The following is an 18,923-nucleotide window of genomic DNA, read 5'->3' on the forward strand; positions in this document are numbered from 1 at the left end:
ATGTGATTCTCGGCCCAGTCACCCACGAAGTCTACAAACTCTTGCGATCAAGAATGTTGTCACGATTGTGTTAATATGAACTTGCCTGCCTACAGACCGGGAGTCTCGCTCGCCCCGGGGTTCCGGCGCATCATCGAGGGTCACATGACCAGGTTTTTGCGCGTTTGTCTGTGGGTGCTTCTTTCCGCACTCTTGAGTGCCCCATCGGTGCTGGCGCAGTCGGCGCCTGCACCGGACACGGCTCCTCCTCCAGCTCATGTCTCGCTTGTCGAGGGACAGGTGTTTCTGGAACGTGAGGGCCGCTCGGAATCCGCTGTCGAGAACGTCCCTCTGCTTGACGGGGATCGACTCCGCACCGAGCACGGGCGCGTCGAGATCATGCTCGACGATGGCTCGCTCCTCCACCTTGACGAAACCACAACAGTCGACATGCTCGCCGGCGATCTGATCCGGCTGCTCGGCGGTCGCATCAATCTGGTGGTGCTCGGCGCACGTGATCCGTCCGGTGCGGTGGCGTACCAGATCGACGCGCCCGCGGCCTCGGTCCAGAGCAACGGTCCTGGCGAATATCGCGTGACCGTGACCGACGACGGCGCAGGCGGCGGGACGACGGATCTTTCCGTCGTGCGCGGCGAGGCGACCTTCGCCAACGATGCCGGCTCGGTCGACGTCCGCGCCGGCGAACGGTCGGAGGCTCGTGACGGCGAGGCCCCCGGCCGGCCCCGGTATTTCAATTCCGCCCGATGGGACGCGTTCGACCGTTGGAGCGCGGCCAGGCGCGACGCGCAGATCGGCACGGTCTCAGCCCAGTACCTGCCCACGGATCTCGAGCCGTACTCTGGGACGTTCGATCGGTACGGCACGTGGCGCAACGATGTCTCCAACGGCTACGTGTGGTTTCCAACCGTCTCGGCCGACTGGCGTCCTTACTCTGTGGGTTACTGGCGCCAGTACGATCCGTGGGATTCATTCTGGGTCGCGGGCGATCCGTGGGGCTGGCCGACCCATCACTATGGGCGTTGGGGGTTCTCGACCGGCCTCGGGTGGTACTGGATCCCCGCTCGATCGTGGGCATCGGCGTTTGTCTACTGGGCACTCGGCGGCGACTACGTCAGCTGGTGCCCGCTCGGCTGGAATGACTATCCGGTGTTCGGCAACTGGGGTGTGCGCGGTGTCTACGTCGGCCTGCACGACGGGTGGCGTGGATGGACCGTGATCCCGCGACGCCATTTTGGCTCGACGGTATTCGCGTCGCGCGTGGCGATCGATGGTCGCCGCCTCGATAGCCGAAGCATGTCGGGATTCGTTGCCGGTCGCCGATCGCCGACGATTGGGCGCGCGGTGCCCCGAGCTCTGGCCACCGCCACGCACCGAACAATGGGCCTTCCGCCATCGGGCGGCGCTCGCGACATCGGGACCACGGGCCGGGGCGACGGCCGGCTGCTTGAGCGCAACGCGGCACCAGCCGTGTCACGGGGTGAGAGGGCGAGGCAGATCGGACCAACACAGGGAGCGGACTCCCGATCGCCGATGGCGGCGCCGACGCAGGACCGCTACAGCCGACGCACGATCCCCGGTTCTCCCGCCGGCGTCAGATCAGAGGTCGGCGCGTCCGCAGTCGAACGGCAACCCCTGCGGCAGGGTGGTGGCAATCCAGGTAGACAGCAGAACACGTGGACCGAACCGGGCAGCACGAATCGGATGATTCGACGCTCGCTGCCAGGGGCCACGCCGCGTGCGTCGAGCGCGCCGGGCGAGCGCGCGTCGGTTCGCCAGCCGGCGCCGTGGTCGATGTCGGGCGAACGTCAGCCCTCGATGGCGCCACCGCGCGCCGATCCGCGGTCGTCGCCTCGCGATCGCTCGTGGGCCACGCCGCGGTCCGCTCCCGAAGCGCGCGTGCCGTCGCGCCCGTCGGTGCGGCCGACACCGCCTCCGGATTCGCGGCCGGTTCGCGCGCCGTCAGCGGCGCCGCCACGCCAGTCGTCGCCCGGAGGCAGGTCGTCTGCTCCGGCTTCGCGCTACAATCCCGGATCAGGCACCCAGCCGCCGCCCAGCCGGGGAACGTCTTCCCCACCCCGAGGCCGTGGCGGTGCTCCGGAGTAAATGGCCAGAAGCAGACCCGCCCGTCCGGCCCAGCGCCCGTCGCTCGCACGACAAGCTGGCATCGCCGCGCTCTTTGTGATCGCGGCGGTGCTCGGCATTGTGACCGGAGTGGTGGTCGCCTATTCCGGAGATCTGCCTCAAGTCTCCGCGCTCGATCAATACAGTCCGGGCACGATCACCCGCATCTACGCGTCGGACAACCGGCTGATCGGCGAGTTCGCCACGCAGAGGCGCGTGATGGTGAAGTACGAGGAGATTCCGCTGGTGCTGCGCCAGGCGATTCTCTCGGCGGAAGACGGGAATTTTGAGGAGCACTTCGGCATCGACTTCACTCGCACGTTCGTCAGGGTGCTCCAGAATCTCGTGCTCGGGCGTTCGTTCGGCGGCAGCACGCTGACGCAGCAATTGGCGCGCAAGCTGTTTCTGAAACCGGAAAAATCGCTCGAGCGGAAGGTCAAGGAGTGGCTGCTCGCGATCCAGATCGAGAAGCGGTACACGAAGCACGAGATCTTCACGATGTACTGCAACCAGATGAATCTGGGGCACGGCGCGTACGGCGTCGAGGCGGCGTCGCGGCTGTACTTCGGGAAACCCATCAAGGATCTGAAGCTGGAAGAGGCGGCGCTCGTCGCGGGCATTCTGCAGTTACCCGAACGCGAGAGCCCGTTCGTCAATCAGAAGTGGGCCATGCAGCGGCGGAACTACGCGCTGCAGCGCATGGCGGACGAGCACTACATCACGCAGGCGGACGCTGACGCCGCCAAGGCCAGGCCCATCGTCGTCGTTCCGTTGTCCACGTCGGCCGCGGGGACCGCCCCGTACTTCGTCGAGGAGGTCCGGAAGTACCTGGAGCACCGGTACGGGGCCCGGGACTTGTACGAAGCGGGCATGTCGGTCTATACGACGCTCGACGTCGATCTGCAGCGGGAGGCGGCGCGCGCGCTCGACCGGGGCCTCCGGCAAATTGACAAGCGACGGGGCTTCCGGAAGCCGGCGCGCAACCTCACGACCGAGCATGTCGAACTTGACGCCTATCGGGACCGGCGGTGGGATCGGCCGATTCAGCCGGGCGACATCGTGCCCGGGCTCGTCATCGGCGCCGCCGACATTCGTGAACGCACGCCGGTCACGCGGAGGCGAGCCGACACCGCACCGCCGTCCGCCGGCGGTGCGATGCGCGTGCGGGTGGGACGGTACGAGGCCGACCTCACGCGAACCTCCATCCAGTGGACGGGCCGGACACGCGCGGCTGATCTGGTGCGCCCAGGCGATCTGATCGAGGTCGAAGTCCTCACGCTCGACGAGCCGGGCGGCCGGCTGACGGTGCGGCTCGAGCAGTTTCCGATCGTCGAAGGGGCGGTGCTCGTGATCGACAACCGGACGGGTCAGATCAAGGCGATGGTGGGCGGATCCGACTTCGCGCGGAGCAAGTTCAACCGCGCCGTGCAGGCCCCGCGGCAGATCGGATCGGCGTTTAAGCCGATCGTCTTTACCGCGGCGATCGATCGCGGCTACACGCCGTCGAGCCTCCTGCTCGACGCGCCGGTTTCCTATCACGCCGGCCCGGGACAACCGCCGTACGCCCCGCGCAATTACGATCGGAAGTACGAAGGATCCGTGACGCTGAGGCGGACGATTGAAGACTCGCGCAACGTGCCGACGGTGCGGATGATGGAGCAACTGACGCCCGAGCAGGTGATCAGCTACGCCCGCCAGCTCGGTTTTCAGTCGCCGATCCGGCCGTATCTATCGTCCGCGCTCGGTGCGTCCGAAGCGACCCTGCTCGAGGTGACGAGCGCGTACTCGGCGTTCCCGAACCAGGGCGTCCGGATGCAGCCGTTCCAGATCCTGAAGATCGTCGAGCGGGACGGCACACTGCTCGAGGAGCACCGGCCGCAGGCGACCGAGGGCATCCGCGCCGATACCGCCTTCGTGATGGTCAATCTGCTGCGCGGCGTCGTCCTGCGCGGGACCGGCGCAAAGGCGGCGGAGCTGGACTGGCCGCTGGCCGGCAAGACGGGCACCGTCGACGACTATACGGACGCGTGGTTCGTCGGCTTCGACCCGAACCTGACGATTGGCGTGTGGGTGGGCCTTGACGAGAAGAAGCCGATCGGCGCCAACGAAACCGGCGCGGTCGCGGCGCTGCCCATCTGGATGGAGATCTTCAAGTCGTACATCGATCGGCAGGGCGATCGGAACAATCCGCCGCGCTTCGACGCGCCCGGCAACATCGTGTTCATGGCGGTCGATCCCGCTACGGGCCTGCCGGTGAACCCTGAGACGCCTGGCGCGATCAACGAGGCCTACATCGCGGGCACACAGCCGGGGATCGGGTTTCCAAAGCAGTAATGGGCGCCAGGACAGCCAGAAGCAAGCAGCCAGAAGTGAGTTCTTCCCCCGTTAGTCGTCGCCGACTGCCGCCTGTCCGAGCGTACCGGCGGCCTTGGCCTTGAGATAGGACTTGATGAAGACGTCGATGTCGCCGTCGAGCACGCGGCTGACGTCGCCGACCTGCTCCTTGGTCCGGTGGTCCTTAATCATCTGGTAGGGGTGCAGGACGTAGCTGCGAATCTGGCTGCCGAAGGCGATGTCCTTCTTCTCGCCGCCCAGCTTATCCAGTTTCGTCTGCTGTTCCTTGATCTTCATGTCGAACAGACGCGACTTCAGGACCTTCATCGCGGCATCGCGGTTGCGGATCTGGGACCGCTCGTTCTGGCACGACACCACGACGTTGGTGGGCAGATGGGTGATGCGGACGGCGGAGTAGGTCGTATTGACGCCCTGCCCGCCGGGCCCGCTCGCGCAGAACGTGTCCACGCGGATGTCCTTCTCGTCGACGACAATCTCGACGTCGTTCTCGAGCTCGGGCCACACGTAGACTGACGCGAACGACGTGTGCCGCCTGGCCGCCTGGTCGAATGGTGAAATGCGCACGAGCCGGTGGACGCCCGCCTCCGACAGCATCAGGCCGTAGGCGTACTCGCCCGTGATCATCAGCGTGGCGCCCTTGAGGCCGGCTTCGTCGCCCGGCTGGTAGTCGACCACCTCGCGCTTGAAGCCGCGGCGCTCGGTCCAGCGCAGGTACATGCGGAGCAACATGTCCGCCCAGTCCTGCGACTCGGTGCCGCCGGCGCCCGGGTGGATCGTCACAATCGCGTTGGCACGATCGTGCTCCCCGCCGAGAATGCGTCGCGTCTCGGTGGCGTCGAGTCCCTGATCGAGGCGATCGAGACCCGCGGCAATCTCGGTGGTGACATCCTCGCCGCCCTGGGCCCATTCGACCAGCACGCCGAGATCGTCCTGCTGTCTTGTCAGGGAATCGATCAGGTCGACTTCGTCCTGGAGCCGCTTTCGCCGCTGGAGGGTTCGCTGGGCCTCCGCCTGATCATTCCAGAATTCCGGCTGGGAGATGCGCTCCTCGAGCTTGCCGATTTCTTCCCGCGGCCGTCCTGCCTCAAAGATAACTCCTGAGTTCGGTAGCCCGCTTCAGCAGATCCTGATAACGCCGGACGAGATCAACAAGCTCGAGTGCCACAGTTGCGCCTCCAAGGTCTCTTCGAAAATGAGACTGACATGAGAAAAGGGGCCAGGCCCCAACGTACGCGGATTGTGCGTACTTCTGGTCGGGGCAGACCCGGGATTGGCTTGTTTCGAGGACAAGCCTGCTTCAATTCTACCGCGAACCGGCAGTCGTGGAGCGCCGGCGCCAGGCGGCGATGAGGGTCAGCAGGGTCAGCAGCGTGCACGCAAACGCAAACGCATCGCCGGTGCGGCCATAGATGGTCAGCCCGGTGAGGAACCGCACGTCGCCTGTAACGACGGTCCGCTCGAAGATGGGTGAAGCGACGACAACCCGCCCGTACGGATCCACGATTCCGCTGATGCCCGTATTGGCCGCCCGGATGAGGTACCTCCCCTGCTCCACGGCGCGAAGGGCGGCCTGTTCGAAGTGCTGGTACGGCGCCGACGATTCGCCATACCAGGCGTCGTTGGTGATCGTGGTCAGCAACTGGCTGCCATGCTGCACGAAGTCAGCGACCAGGTCGGGATAGACAATCTCGTAACAGATCGCGGTTGAGAGCGTGTGGCTCCCGAGCGGCATGACGACGGCCCGCTCGCCCGGGGAGAAATCCGAAACGGCCTCAACCAGCGGCGCCGCGAAGAACAGCAGGCGCTTGAGCGGCACGTATTCCCCGAACGGCACCAGATGCATCTTCCGGTAGACGCCAGCGGTCGCCCCGGCCGGATTCAGCAGGAACGCGGAATTGAAGTACCGCGGAGGCGACCCCGGCTCGAACTGATCGCTGCCGAACAGGAGGTGGATGCCGCGCCGGCGTACGACGTCGATGACGGCGGTTCGTCCGTTCGCGTCGTGCTCGAACAGAAATGGCGTCGCCGATTCGGGCCAGACCACCAGCCGCGCGCCCCGATCGGCGGCCTGCATCGTCAGCGTGAGGTACGTGTTGAGGATTTGTGATGCCGAGGCCGGGTTCCACTTCTCTTCCTGCCTGATGTTGCCCTGGACGAGAGCGACCCGGACGGGGTCGCCGCCGGTGAGCAGGCTCGCCTCCTGGACGCGCCAGTGCCCCCACGCGGCGAGTGCGCTGATGAACACGAGCGTGCACGCCGGCACGACGATCCGGTCCCGCCCGCGTCCCACGGCGGCCATCACGACCGCCACCGACCCCAGCACGACAAGCGCGGAAAGTCCGTAGACGCCGGCCACGCTTGCGCTTTGGGCAATCGACGTCGCCGATGCCTGGCTGGCCCCGAGCAGTACCCAGGGAAAGCCCCCCAGCACATATCGACGCGCCAACTCGGTGGCCACCCACGCCATCGGGGCCAGCAGGAGGGCCCGCACGCCCAGGGCCCGAACGAGCGTCGCGACGATCGCGGCGAAGAGCGCTGGAAAAAGCGCGAGGTATGCGACCAGCAGACTGCCGACTACAAGGGCGAGCGGCCAGTGCAGGCCGCCGAACGTCTGCATCACGGCCGGCGTCCAGTACACAGTGCCGCCGAAGTAGCCAGCACCGGCCACCAGGCCCAGCAGGAACGCACGACGCGTGCGGATGCGGGGCGGCCAGGCCAGGGCGATCAGCAGCGGCGCGAGCGCGATCCACGCCACGGCCGCGTGTCCGTACCGCGGAAAGCTCAAGGCGAGCAGGACGCCGGACAGGATCGCTAGCGGGTAACCCAGGGCTTGTACTTTCCTTCGCTCTCGAGCTTGCGAGCGACAACGTCGGCGTCGCGTCTGGTCTTGTAGAGGCCGACCTTCACGCGGAACACGCCGGTACGGTCGCCGGCTGCCGGCGCGACCACGCGAACATCGTATCCCTGCGCCTTCAGCCGCTTCGCGATCACATCAGCGTCGCCGCGGCTCTTGGCGGCCTTCACCTGGATCGAGAACGGACCTGCCTCCGCCGGCTCGGTGCGACCCGCCGCCAACGAGTCGTCGGGAACATCCGGCGGCGATACCGGCCCGTCGACGACGTTCGCCCCGCCTGTCGCCGGCGTCGGCGCTCTGAGCGGCTCGACGGGCGCGTCCGGCTGCGACAGGCGCTTCGGGTACGAGAAGTCGTCAGGCGGCGAACCCGCGGGTCTGGCACCAGCCGCCTCGGCAGCGGGCTGGGGGTCCGGCGCGACCTCCGGCGCGCCGCTCATCGCACCGCCGGCGACCGCACCGCGCTCGTTCTGCACGCCGCGGCCAACCAGAACGCCAAAGAGAAACGCCACGCAGCAGATCACACCAGCAGCCATCAGCACGAACACGAGTTGCTTCTCGTTGAGGTGCACGCCGCGTGTGGTGTCATCAGTCATCGTCGATCCGGTCCGATCCATCGGGGACTAGGTTCTGTTGATAATCCCGCGGAGCAGATCGATGGGCAGCGGGAAGATGATGGTCGAGTTCTTCTCGGCCGCGATCTCGGTCAGCGTCTGGAGATACCGAAGCGTCATCGCCTCCGGCCCGCTGGCGATTATGTGCGCGGCCTGAGCCAGCTTCTCGGAGGCTTCGAGTTCACCGGCGGCGTGAATAATCTTGGCACGCTTCTCCCGTTCGGCCTCGGCCTGCCGCGCCATCGCACGCTGCATGTTTTCCGGCAGATCGACGTGCTTGACTTCGACCGATGACACCTTGATGCCCCACGGATCGGTGTGCTGATCGAGAATCTTCTGGAGCGTCGCGTTCAGACGTTCGCGATCAGACAGCAGGCCGTCGAGATCCACCTGCCCGAGCACGCTGCGCAGCGTGGTCTGCGCCAGCTGCGACGTGGCGTAATGATAGTTTTCCACCTGCACGATGGCCCGGAGCGGATCCACCACGCGGAAGTACACGACCGCGTTGACCTTGACCGACACGTTGTCGCGCGTGATGACATCCTGAGGCGGCACGTCCATCACGACCGTGCGCAAGCCCACGCGGACAATGCGATCGATCGGGGCGAAGACCAGAATGACGCCGGGGCCTTTGGGTTCCGGCAGCAGCTTGCCCAGCCGGAAGATCACGCCCCGCTCGTACTCCGCCAGCACCTTGACCGAGCTGACCACGTACAACACGACCAGAAACGCAAACAGGAGAAATGGATTCATCATGCGAGCAACTCCTTATCGACACCCTCGCGACTCACCGTTGCGGTAAGCCCATTGATGCCCGTGACACAAACGCGCTCCCCGGTTTCGACCGCCTCGCGTGAACGCGCGGTCCAGGTTTCACCGTGCACCGAAATCTGCCCTTCTCCGCCGGCCGGAATCGCTGTGAGCGTCGTGCCGTGCTCACCGATCATACCGTCCGCGCCCGTCACCGGCCGGCGTCGTTGCGAAATCACCGCAAGCCGGACGAGAAACAACAGGATCGCCGACAACGCCAGGACCACCGGCACAATCAGGCCCAGGCTGATGCCGCCCATCCCCGGCGTGGGCGAATCAATCAGAATCATCGAGCCCAGCAACAGGCTGACGATGCCGCCAGCGGCCAGCACGCCGTAGCTGATGACTTTGATTTCGAGGATGAGCAGGAAGACCCCGAACAGCATCAGCAGCACGCCCGCGTAGTTGACGGGCAGGATCTGGAACGTGAAGAACGCGAGAAGCAGGCAGATGCCTCCGACCACGCCCGGCAGCACCGCACCAGGGGACCACAGTTCGATTGTGAGGCCAAGGACGCCGAGGCTGAGCAGAATGTACGCGATGTTCGGATGCGCCAGCGTGCCAAGGATCCGCTGGCGGAGCGACATCTCGACGACCTCCACGCGTGCGCCAGCCACGTGCAACGGCGGCGTGCGCGTGCGGTCGAACCGCTGGATCTCCCAGCCCTCCAGTTTCCGCAGCAGATCGGGCACGTCGGTGGCGACCATGTCGACGAGCGGGGGCACGGCGTTGAGCGCCTCGGTTTCGGTGAACGCCCGGCTGTCGTTGACCGCCTGCTCAGACAGCGGCACGTTGCGACCGCGGCCCGCGGCAATCGTGCGCGCGTCGGCGGCCACGTCAGAGGCGGCCTTCTTCGCCACCGTCTCGTCCATCTTCTCGCCCTGCCCCGATACCGGGTGCGCCGCACCCATGTGCGTACCAGGCGCCATCGCCGCCACATCGGCAGCGATGGTGATCAGAAATCCCGCCGACGCCGCGCGCGCGCCAGACGGAGCCACGAACACCGCAATCGGTGTCTTCGCCGCCAGCATCCTCGTGATGATTGCGCGCATGGACTCGACCAGCCCGCCCGGCGTGTCGAGCGTGAAGATCAGGAGCGCCGCCCCTCGTGCGTCGGCCTGCGAGATGGCCTCCACCATGAATTCCGCGGACACGGGGTGAATCAGCGCGTCAACGTGTGCGACCAGAACGAGCGGCGCGGCCGCTGGCGGTCCGGCTCCTTCATTCCTGGCGCCGGCCGTCGCCGGCTTGTCGGGAGCGGGCGATTGGACAGCCGCAACGACGGGCCGCCAGACGACGAGGGTAAACGCCAGCAGGACGCCCAGATACAACGCGCCGCGGAGGGCGAACCGCTGGAAATCGTACCGGGCAGATACAGACATGACGCGCGCTCCAGTCAGGCGCGCGCTCATTATATCCCCTCAGTGCTTCGACTCGCAGACACGGCGGCGTAATCGGCGAGGCGATCTGGACGGCAGACGCGCTCGGCACTGAGTCCTGCAGAAACATGTTCGTGACCGAATCTGTGAATCGAAGGACTCAGGCGGGCGTGCCGGGGCCTCGCTTCAACCGGTCGAGCCACTGCTGCGCCTGCGCGGAGGCCGGGTCGAGCGCCAGTGCCCGCTCGATCTCACTGCGGGCCAGGTCCGGCAGCTTGGCCTTGAGGTAGCCCTCCGCCAGCGCCAGGTGCGCCGCAACGGTCTCCTGGCTCCAGAGGGAAATCTTGAAGGACTCGATCGCTTCCCGCAGCCGCCCTGTCCGCAGGCAGATCCGACCAACCAGCAGATTGGCGTCCGGATCATACGGCGCCAGGTACAAGGCCCGCTTCAACTCACCCTCGGCTTCGCGGTCGTTGCCCTGATCGACCAGGCGGCGGCCGCGATCCAGATAGAACGCCGCCAGATCGCGTTGATCGCGCTGGCCAATCAGCTCGACGGTGGCATCAACGCGCTCCGCGCGGGGGGGCTCGATCGCCTCCTTGAGGCGCGCCTGTCCTCGAGTCCGGCTCGCGGCCGCCGCCCGGAGATCGAGCGAATCGTACGCCGACGAGAGCCGTTGGGCGAGCAGGAGTTCGCGGGAGGCCTCGGCGCTCTGACCGGCCGCCTGAAGCACGGTGGCGAGCAGCGCGTGGGCGGCTCCGTCAGCGGGACTCAGCCGGACGGCCTCGCGCAGCCATGACGCCGCCGATTGCGAATCGCCGTCGAGCCACGTCGCGTAACCCAGATTGAACACGTAGTCCGGATCGAGCGGATCCAGGGCGCGTGCATCCGAGAAATACGTCACCGCCCGGGCGGCGTCGGACGGCAGGCTCGGGGCTCGCAGGCGGAGCACACCCAGGTTGTTCTGGACGATGGCGGACGGCGCGCGCTGCCGCAGGCCGGTCAGCAGTCGATACGCGTCTGCGTACTCGCCGACGCGGATGTCGGATACCGACGCCAGCAGGCGGGCCTCGACGGCCACAGGCGAGTCATCCGGCACGGCCCGCACCGCCTCGAGGGCGGCGCGATGTTCACCAGCCGATGTGTGCGCCTGCCACAGCGCGAGGCGCGCGACATCGTAGCTTGGGGCCGCCTGCAGCGCGGTGTGCAGGAATCGCACCTGTGCCGCTGGTGTCTGCGCGAGCAACCCTTTGACGTAGGCCTCGAATGCGGCCAGCGGAGGCGGCGTGGGCGCGGGCGCGGCCCGCCCCGTTTCAAGGACGACTCCCGAGAAGGCCAGGCCCGACGCCAGCCGAGTGAGAATCACAAACACGTCCGGCAACTTCCCGCGAACCACCGTCGGCGCCTCGATCCGGCCCTGCCCCAGACGCAGGCGGCGCGCGGTGAACGCCAGCATGTCTCCCTCGGCCGTCACCGATCCAATCACGACATCGGCAGCTCCCACCAGTTGTCCGATGCGCACGACGGTGGCCCGGCTGAGCGCGGCGAACGGCGGCACCTGCAATCGCTCAAAGGCGCCGAGGCGTTCGCTCCGGACAATGGCATCGACGCCGGCGCCCCGCAGGCTCTCGGTCAGCACCACGGCCGACGCTTCTCCGAGCCAGGACAACCGCGGATCGCGCGTGTTACTTTCGAAGGGCATCACCAGCGCGCGTTCTCGCGACGCCGCCACCGGGACCGCCGTCTGGGCCAGCGCTGGCCCGGGCATGATCGCACACGCCATCGCGAGCAACGGCGCGGCGATCGCCGCCGGCCGGTACACCCGGCTGGAATCCACCGTGACCGCGCAATGTGCGTCCCCCCGGGCGAGGCACTGGTCGACGGTGACGTCGACCCGCACGTTGAGCGCCTGCGCCACGCCACTGGCGGCGGCGGCGTAGTACCGGCACAGTGCTGTCGCCGACGTAGCTCGCACGTCACAGAACAGCGACGGCCGGAACACCAGTGTTCCGCGGCCGCGACGCCACCGCACCGACGCCCGCGTGTCCTGCCATGTGTCCACTGCGATCCGCCGCGCCAGCCTGCCCGCGGCCCGCTCCCGGAGCCACGATGGCAGCCGGCGCAACCAGGCCCGTCGAACCGGCGTCAATCCCTCGACGGTCCACTGCGCCGTCAATTCCCCCGCCCGGGTCATCACGGTGTCGTACACGCCGCCTTCTTCCTGCCGAAGGAAGCTGAACACCGCGCGCATCGCGCCGAGCGTGACGCGGTGAGATCGCATGCGCCCGGAGTTGATCCACGACTCGTAGAACTCGAGCCGCATCGGCAGCAGCTCAGATATGGCCTGGTGGAGACTGGCGACGAGCATCCGACCGATTACCGTCTCACTCATTTTTCTGCTAACGTAGCCTCTTGGCACCCGATGTGCCGGGGCGCCATATGTCCACTGCAGCGATTCTTGCCGGAGGTCGTGCCCGTCGTCTCGGCGGCCGTGACAAGAGTCAACTCGTCATTGGCGGCCGGACCATTCTTGACCGCCAACTGCACGTGTTGCATCGCGTCGTCGATCACGTGATCGTGGTGGCCAACGATCCGGCTCGTTTCGCCGGTCTCGGCTTGCCGGTCTTCGGAGATCTCGTCCCCGACGCGGGCGCCCTCGGCGGGATCTACACCGCTCTGGCCCTCGCGAAGGAACCGGTGATGGTCGTCGCGTGCGACATGCCCTATCTGACGGCGCCGTTTCTGACCTACGTCATGGCAGCTGCCGAGGACGCGGATCTCGCGGTGCCCCGCTCCGCCGACGGGTATCACCCGCTCTGCGCGTGCTACACGCAGGCCTGCGCCGGCCCGATCCGGCAGCGCCTGGACGATGGAGTGCTGAAAGTGCTCGACTTGTTTGACGATGTGCACGTGCGAACCATCGACCCGGTTGAGCTCGCCGCATTCGATCCGGACGGCCTGCTGCTGTTCAATGTCAACACCCCCGACGACCTGGCACGCGCCGAACGCGGTCGTCGTCGAACCTGCTGACGTCACTCATCGTAGATTCAGCATCCCGCGAGAGTCAACGACGCCGAAGACCGACCGCACATGATCTTATCGATTCAGAACACGATTCGGACCCGCGTGATCGCCGCCGTCACGGACTTGTACGGCTTGTCGCCAGCCGATCTGCCCTATGTGACGCTGGCGGAAACGCCCAGCCGCGCGCTTGGCGATCTGGCGGTGCCGCTGGCCTTCGAACTGGCCCGCCGCCTGCGAAAGGCTCCGAAGCTCATCGGCCAGGACATCGCCGCGCGGCTCGGGGAGATTCCCGGGATCGCGCGAGTGAGCTGCGCGGCCAATGGCTATTTGAACTTCTATTTCGATCGCGTCGCGTACCTGGACGACCGGCTGTCGGGACGGGTCTCTGCTGTTGTGACCTCCCAGGGGCCGGCGAAGGCCATCGTCGAGCACACCGCGATCAACCCCAACAAGGCCGCCCATATCGGCCACCTGCGCAACGCCGCCCTGGGCGACACGTTGGTGCGCGCGCTCAGGTTCCTCGGGAACCCCGTCGAAATTCAGAACTACATCGATGACACGGGCGTGCAGGTCGCCGACGTCGTGGTGGGCTTCCGGCACCTCGAGCGGCACACCCTCGCCGCCGTCGAAGCCCTCGCCGATGAACCGCGTTTCGACTACTACTGCTGGGATCTCTACGCGCGGGTGACCGAGTGGTACGCTGACGACAAGGAACGGCTCGCCATCCGGGCTCGAACGTTGCACGATCTCGAGCATGGCGACGGCGAGACCGCCGCGATTGCCGCCTTCGTCGCCGATCGCATCGTCCGCTGCCATCTCAAGACGATGGCCCGGCTCAATGTTCAGTACGACCTGCTCACGTGGGAAGGCGACATTCTGCGGCTCCAGTTCTGGAATCGCGCCTTCGAGACGTTGAAGTCTCAGGGCACGGTCTACATGCAGCCCTCGGGCCGGCTGGCGGGATGCTGGGTGATGCGGATCGAAGACGAGACGCCCGCCGCGGCCGAACCCGATGGCGAATCGGCAGGGGACGCGCCTGACGCGACGCCGATCGACGATGACGATCAGTCCGAGAAGGTCATCGTGCGATCCAACGGGACCGTGACCTACGTCGGCAAGGACATCGCGTACCAGTTCTGGAAGTTCGGCCTGCTCGGCCGGGACTTCCATTACAGGCTGTTTGGCGAGGAGGGAAAGGACGGCCCTCTCTGGGCCACCGCATCATCGCCGACACCCGACGAGGCGTTGCGGCCGGCGTTCGGCAACGGGCACACGGTCTACAACGTGATCGACGTGCGGCAATCCTATCTGCAGAAGCTCCTGAAGCAGGCGCTGGCCGCCGCCGGCCATCCTGGCGAAGCGGAACGCTCCATCCATTTCTCGTACGAGATGGTGGCGCTCTCGCATCAGACGGCGCGGCAGCTCGGCTACGAAACCGAAGCGAGCGACGCGACAAAGCCGTTTGTCGAGGTGTCGGGGCGGAAGGGCCTGGGCGTCAAAGCCGACGACCTGCTCGATACGCTGATCGCGAAGGCCCGGGGCGAAGTCACCAGGCGCAGTCCGGAACTCCCGCCCGACGAGCAGCAGCGGACCGCCGAGATGATCGCGGTGGCGGCCGTGCGGTATTTTCTCGTGCGGTTCTCGCGAGGCAAGGTCATCGCCTTCGACATCGACGAGGCGTTGAGCTTCGAGGGTGAGAGCGGCCCCTACCTGCAGTATGCCGTTGTTCGCGCCAACAATATCTTCCAGAAGCTGAGCGACCGCGACGGCCTGGACGAGGCACACGTGACGGCGCGATTGCCGACGACCGATCCGGCTGAACTGTCCGACAGTCTGGATGAGCATGGGCTTTGGGCGCTTGTGCTCGAGAGTTCGCGGCTCGACGATGTGGCGCAGCAGGCCGTGCGCGGCCTCGAGTTCTCGGTGCTGGCCAAGTGGGCGTTTGGACTGGCACAACTGTTCAACGCGTACTATCATCGCTATCCCGTCCTGAACGAGGAGCGCGGGGACGCGAAGCTCTGGCGGGCAGCGGGGGTGGCATACTTCCGCAATCAGATGACGCGGGCTCTGGATCTGATGGGCATCGAGGTGCCGGCGCGGATGTAGGGAGAAGATGAATCATGCAGCCATTGATTGCGATCGCCCCTTGCCGAACGCTTCCCGACTACCAGGAGTCCATCAAACGGGCTGGTGGCGAGCCCCGCGTGCTCGATCCGGCGACAGATCGCGCCGCTGATGTCGTCAAGTGGTGCCGCGGCCTGTTGCTGACAGGCGGCGTGGACGTCGATCCGGCTCGGTACGGCGAGCCTCGACATCCGTCCGTCTCCGACATCGACACCGCCCGTGATGAGTACGAGATCGACCTGATCACCAAGGCCATCGCGGCCGACGTGCCGGTCCTGGCGATCTGCCGAGGGATGCAGGTGATGAACGTCGCGTGCGGGGGCACGCTCGTGCAAGACATCCCGTCGGAGGTGTTCGGCGCGCTGGAGCACGCGATCAAGACGCCGCTGTTCGGCCTCGCCCACGAAGTGTGGGTGGTGCGCGGCAGCGTCCTGTGGACGTTGATGCACGACGAACTGAAGGATGGCGAGGCGCTCGACGTCAACAGCCGGCATCACCAGAGCGTCAAGCGCGTGGCCGTGGGGTTCGATTTGTCGGCAAACTCGCCTGATGGCGTCATCGAGGGCATGGAGCGCAGGGGCGCGAAGTTCTGCGTGGGTGTACAGTGGCACCCCGAAAACTTCTGGCGCACCGGCGAGTTCAGACCGCTGTTCGACGGATTCATCGCCGCCGCGCAGTGAGCCGGTAATCACTCCCCGAGTGATTACTACCGGAGTGATGTAGGGGCGCTGCCGCTCAGTGGCGAGCCAGTACGGCGAGCACTTCGACGTGGGCCGTCGTCGGGAACAGGTCGAAACCTCGAATCGCGTCCAGTTGGTAGCCCGCGTCCACGAATCGGCGCAGGTCCCGTGCAAAGGTCGCCACATCACACGACACGACCACCACGCGATCGGCGCCGAGCGCGAGCGCCCCGGCCATCGCCTCGCGTGACATCCCGGTGCGCGGCGGATCGAGAATGAGCGTGCCCGGGCGTGTCTGCCGCCTCTCTTCGAGGAAACGCTCGACCGCGGTGTGACGCACGACGATGGAACGGCTGTAGGGCTGCGCGTTGACCTTCAGGTCGTCCGCTGAGGCCGGATGTCCTTCAACCGCGGTGACCTCGTGGCGCCCCGTCGCCGCCAGGCACACGCCGAACAGGCCAACACCGGCGTAAAGGTCGACCACCGGGCCGGGCTGGCAGGCAGTCATGACGGCCGCAACCAGATCGTCCAGTAAGAACCGGTTGCCCTGGAAGAACGCCCGCACATGCCGGCGGAGCCGGACCGGTGTGACGGTGGCGCCGGGAATCTGAACATCGTCCTCGACAAACGGGCTGCCGCAGACCCGGCGATCCTCAAGCATCGCCGGGTGAGACCATGACAGGCCGGTGACGCCGGGCGCGGGCCCGAGCTCCCCTGGGAAACCAAGCCGCGCGTCAGGCGCCAGATCGATGTGCACGGCGCGCCTGTCGCCGCTGCGGTTCTCAGAGACATCGAGGTCGGCGTTCCCGGTCAATCCGGCCTCGCTGATCATGCCGGCCAGCGCGTCAAGCGCCAGCGCCGTCTCGGGAAGCAGTTGCCCGGATTCCCGAACGTCGCAGATGCGATGCGTGTGCTCCAGAAAGAACCCGATGCGCCCGTCGCGCACGTGCACGCGGGCCCGCATGCGGTAGCCGCACTCGGGAGAGGGCGTCACGCCGATCAGGCCGGGCGGCTCCATCCGCGCAAGCCGCTTGAGCGCGTCGCGGATGATCTCGCCCTTCAGGCGCGTCTGCTCCGAATACTCGATGTGCGCGTAGACGCTTCCCCCGCAGCCCGGATTGCCGATTGGCGTTCGTCGAGCGGAATGCGGCTCGAGGACGTCTTCGACCACGGCATACGCCAGCGATCGCTCCACGCGCTCGATGCGCGCCCGGGCGGTCTCGCCAGGGATGGCGCCAGCCACCAGCAGCACCATGCCGTCGTGACGCGCAATCATGCGGCCGCCGGCTGCCGGCTTTTCCGGCGTGAGTGTCACAATATCTCCGGCCTGAAGTCTCTCAGCCACGTCAGTCAATCGTGAGCACAGGCAGCGCGAGGCGTTCGCGGACGATCCGTTCGACGCAGCGCTGATGCGCCGCCCCGTAGGCTTCGGAGGTCATGCGGCTGCGAAACGGTTCAAGCTCGCCATCGGCCTCCCGCGCGACGTCGGCGGCGATCGTGTCACCAATGGTTGCGCGCGCGACGTCGATCAGTCTGGCGTCGAGTGCCGCCAGTTCCGCCACGACGGCATCGCGAGCCGAGCCTCTGGCATGGCGCGCTGACGGGTGGAGTGCGTCCAGCCGACCGACGACGTCGTCGAGCGCGGCGTCCCAATCCGACCAGGGGGACGGGCCGGTTCGAAGCGCCGTCAGCCGAACGATCACGCGATCAATGTGTGTCGAGAGGGCCTGCCGGCGTCGCGGCGCTGCCTCCAGATCGACTTCGCCTTCCTCGCCGCCCTCGCCGACGACCGTGGCCCGCACACCAACGGCTCGTCGCCACGCGTCAAACGCGTCGAGGACGTCGGCTTCGCAGAACTCGATCCGGACGGGACGCCGCCGCGGTCCCTTGGCGTTGACGCGCTCGAGGTGGCGGTCGATGCCCTGAAAGGCAACCTTGAGCGGCACACCCATCGCGGCCCATCCGCGCACGGTGTCGAAGGCCGGACCGGAGATGCGCACCAGATGGCCTTCGTTGCGGCGACAGAGATGAGCTTCGAGCTCCCGGCAATATTCATCGACATCCATTGGATCGCCCGCCAAGCCTCGGTCGTCTGTCGTTTCTCGCCCGGGCACGGCATGCCGTGCCCCCGACGCCTTTATTCTGACTTCTTCTTGCTTCTCACTTCTTTCTGATTCGCGTCCTACTGATTTCGTTCCCACACCATTCGCAGCCCGGTGAGCGTGAGATCCCGATCGACTGCCTCAATCGCAGCGGTTTCCGGAGCGATGACGTCGGCCAGGCCCCCAGTGGCCAGACAGAAGGCCTTCCCGCCGATCTCCGCGCGTATCCGGTGCACGAGCCCTTCGACCATGCCGACATATCCGAAGAACAACCCCGACTGCATCGACGTCACGGTGGTCTTTCCCACCACCTGCCGGGGTTTGCGCACATCAATGCGTGGCAGTCTCGCCGCCCGCTGGAAGAGGGCGTCGGCGGATATCTGGATGCCGGGACAGATGACGCCGCCCAGATACTCGCCGGCGGTGGACACGGTGTCAAACGTCGTCGCCGTCCCGAAGTCCACGACGATCAGCGGGATTCTGCGTGACCGGCCGTACATCTCGTACGCCGCGATGCTGTTGACGATGCGGTCGGCTCCGACTTCGGCCGGATTGTCGTACAACACCGGCATGCCGGTGCTGACGCCAGGCTCGAGATTGAGCGGCCGCATGCCGAGATAGCGCTCGGACATCTCGATCACGCTGGCCGTCAGCGGCGGCACGACCGACGCCATCACGACGCCGTCGACGGCCGCGGGCCTGATCCCGGCCCGCTCGAGCAGCTCGCTCACCAGCAACCCCATCTCGTCGGCCGTCCGCTCGCGCATCGTGGCGAGCCGCCAGCTGTGTCCAAGCGTCTGGCCCTCGAACACGCCGAGCACGATGTTGGTGTTTCCGATGTCAATCGCCAGCAACATACAGCA

At 66.6% G+C, this 18,923-nt stretch carries 14 protein-coding genes; 5 read left to right on the forward strand and 9 right to left on the reverse strand.

Translation table 11 applies throughout. From position 1 onward, the window contains the following. The first annotated feature begins 144 nt into the window (after positions 1–144). Positions 145–2,103: a FecR domain-containing protein gene (locus NTV05_04145; GenBank protein ID MCX6543588.1), complete on the forward strand. Its 1,959-nt coding sequence runs from the start codon at positions 145–147 to the stop codon at positions 2,101–2,103. Further along, on the forward strand, positions 2,104–4,455 hold the full coding sequence (locus NTV05_04150) for a PBP1A family penicillin-binding protein (GenBank protein MCX6543589.1): 2,352 nt from the start codon (positions 2,104–2,106) through the stop codon (positions 4,453–4,455). It begins immediately after the preceding gene. 51 nt (positions 4,456–4,506) lie between these two features. Here the strand turns inward: NTV05_04150 and prfB are convergent. The 6 genes from prfB to NTV05_04180 all read right to left on the reverse strand — a co-directional run bounded on the left by prfB (position 4,507) and on the right by NTV05_04180 (position 12,522). Continuing rightward, positions 4,507–5,641 (reverse strand): peptide chain release factor 2 gene (gene prfB / locus NTV05_04155; protein ID MCX6543590.1). Its coding sequence is split into 2 segments (ribosomal slippage): positions 4,507–5,562 and positions 5,564–5,641, totalling 1,134 coding nucleotides; the frame shifts between segments, so codons are not numbered across the junction. Positions 5,642–5,779: 138 nt separating this feature from the next. Further along, positions 5,780–7,270 (reverse strand): apolipoprotein N-acyltransferase, encoded by a 1,491-nt coding sequence (gene lnt, locus NTV05_04160; protein ID MCX6543591.1) that lies wholly within the window; start codon positions 7,268–7,270, stop codon positions 5,780–5,782. 17 nt (positions 7,271–7,287) lie between these two features. Beyond that, the gene (locus NTV05_04165; GenBank protein MCX6543592.1) at positions 7,288–7,923 is read right to left on the reverse strand and encodes an SPOR domain-containing protein; all 636 of its coding nucleotides are present in this window, start codon (positions 7,921–7,923) and stop codon (positions 7,288–7,290) included. A 27-nt stretch (positions 7,924–7,950) separates the two neighbouring features. Beyond that, a complete protein-coding gene (locus NTV05_04170) occupies positions 7,951–8,694 on the reverse strand; it encodes a slipin family protein (GenBank protein MCX6543593.1) in 744 nt (247 codons plus the stop codon). After that, positions 8,694–10,133, reverse strand: coding sequence for a nodulation protein NfeD (locus NTV05_04175; GenBank protein MCX6543594.1), 1,440 nt, complete (start codon positions 10,131–10,133; stop codon positions 8,694–8,696). The genes NTV05_04170 and NTV05_04175 overlap by 1 nt, the downstream gene beginning before the upstream one ends. A 157-nt stretch (positions 10,134–10,290) precedes the next feature. Beyond that, positions 10,291–12,522 carry a tetratricopeptide repeat protein gene (locus tag NTV05_04180; GenBank protein ID MCX6543595.1) on the reverse strand — a complete coding sequence of 744 codons (2,232 nt, stop codon included), beginning with the start codon at positions 12,520–12,522 and terminating at the stop codon, positions 10,291–10,293. A 47-nt stretch (positions 12,523–12,569) separates the two neighbouring features. Between NTV05_04180 and NTV05_04185 the strand changes: the two genes are divergently transcribed. From NTV05_04185 to NTV05_04195, 3 genes are read left to right on the forward strand one after another with little or no spacing between them, the layout of a single operon-like run. Beyond that, positions 12,570–13,160 (forward strand): molybdenum cofactor guanylyltransferase, encoded by a 591-nt coding sequence (locus NTV05_04185; GenBank protein MCX6543596.1) that lies wholly within the window; start codon positions 12,570–12,572, stop codon positions 13,158–13,160. Between the two features lie 60 nt (positions 13,161–13,220). After that, positions 13,221–15,260, forward strand: a complete 2,040-nt coding sequence (argS, locus tag NTV05_04190; protein MCX6543597.1) for an arginine--tRNA ligase — start codon at positions 13,221–13,223, stop codon at positions 15,258–15,260. A 14-nt stretch (positions 15,261–15,274) separates the two neighbouring features. Next, positions 15,275–15,958, forward strand: coding sequence for a gamma-glutamyl-gamma-aminobutyrate hydrolase family protein (locus NTV05_04195; GenBank protein MCX6543598.1), 684 nt, complete (start codon positions 15,275–15,277; stop codon positions 15,956–15,958). A 55-nt stretch (positions 15,959–16,013) separates the two neighbouring features. Here the strand turns inward: NTV05_04195 and NTV05_04200 are convergent, their stop codons facing one another. From NTV05_04200 to NTV05_04210, 3 genes are all read right to left on the reverse strand, one after another. Then, on the reverse strand, positions 16,014–17,303 hold the full coding sequence (locus NTV05_04200) for a hypothetical protein (GenBank protein MCX6543599.1): 1,290 nt from the start codon (positions 17,301–17,303) through the stop codon (positions 16,014–16,016). 1 nt (position 17,304) lies between these two features. After that, the gene (locus tag NTV05_04205; protein ID MCX6543600.1) at positions 17,305–18,024 is read right to left on the reverse strand and encodes a hypothetical protein; all 720 of its coding nucleotides are present in this window, start codon (positions 18,022–18,024) and stop codon (positions 17,305–17,307) included. Positions 18,025–18,140: 116 nt separating this feature from the next. Next, the gene (locus NTV05_04210; GenBank protein ID MCX6543601.1) at positions 18,141–18,917 is read right to left on the reverse strand and encodes a type III pantothenate kinase; all 777 of its coding nucleotides are present in this window, start codon (positions 18,915–18,917) and stop codon (positions 18,141–18,143) included. Between the last annotated feature and the right edge of the window lie 6 nt (positions 18,918–18,923).

This window comes from Acidobacteriota bacterium, from assembly GCA_026393755.1.
In the GTDB taxonomy this organism is placed as follows: Bacteria; Acidobacteriota; Vicinamibacteria; order Vicinamibacterales; family JAKQTR01; genus JBAXOX01.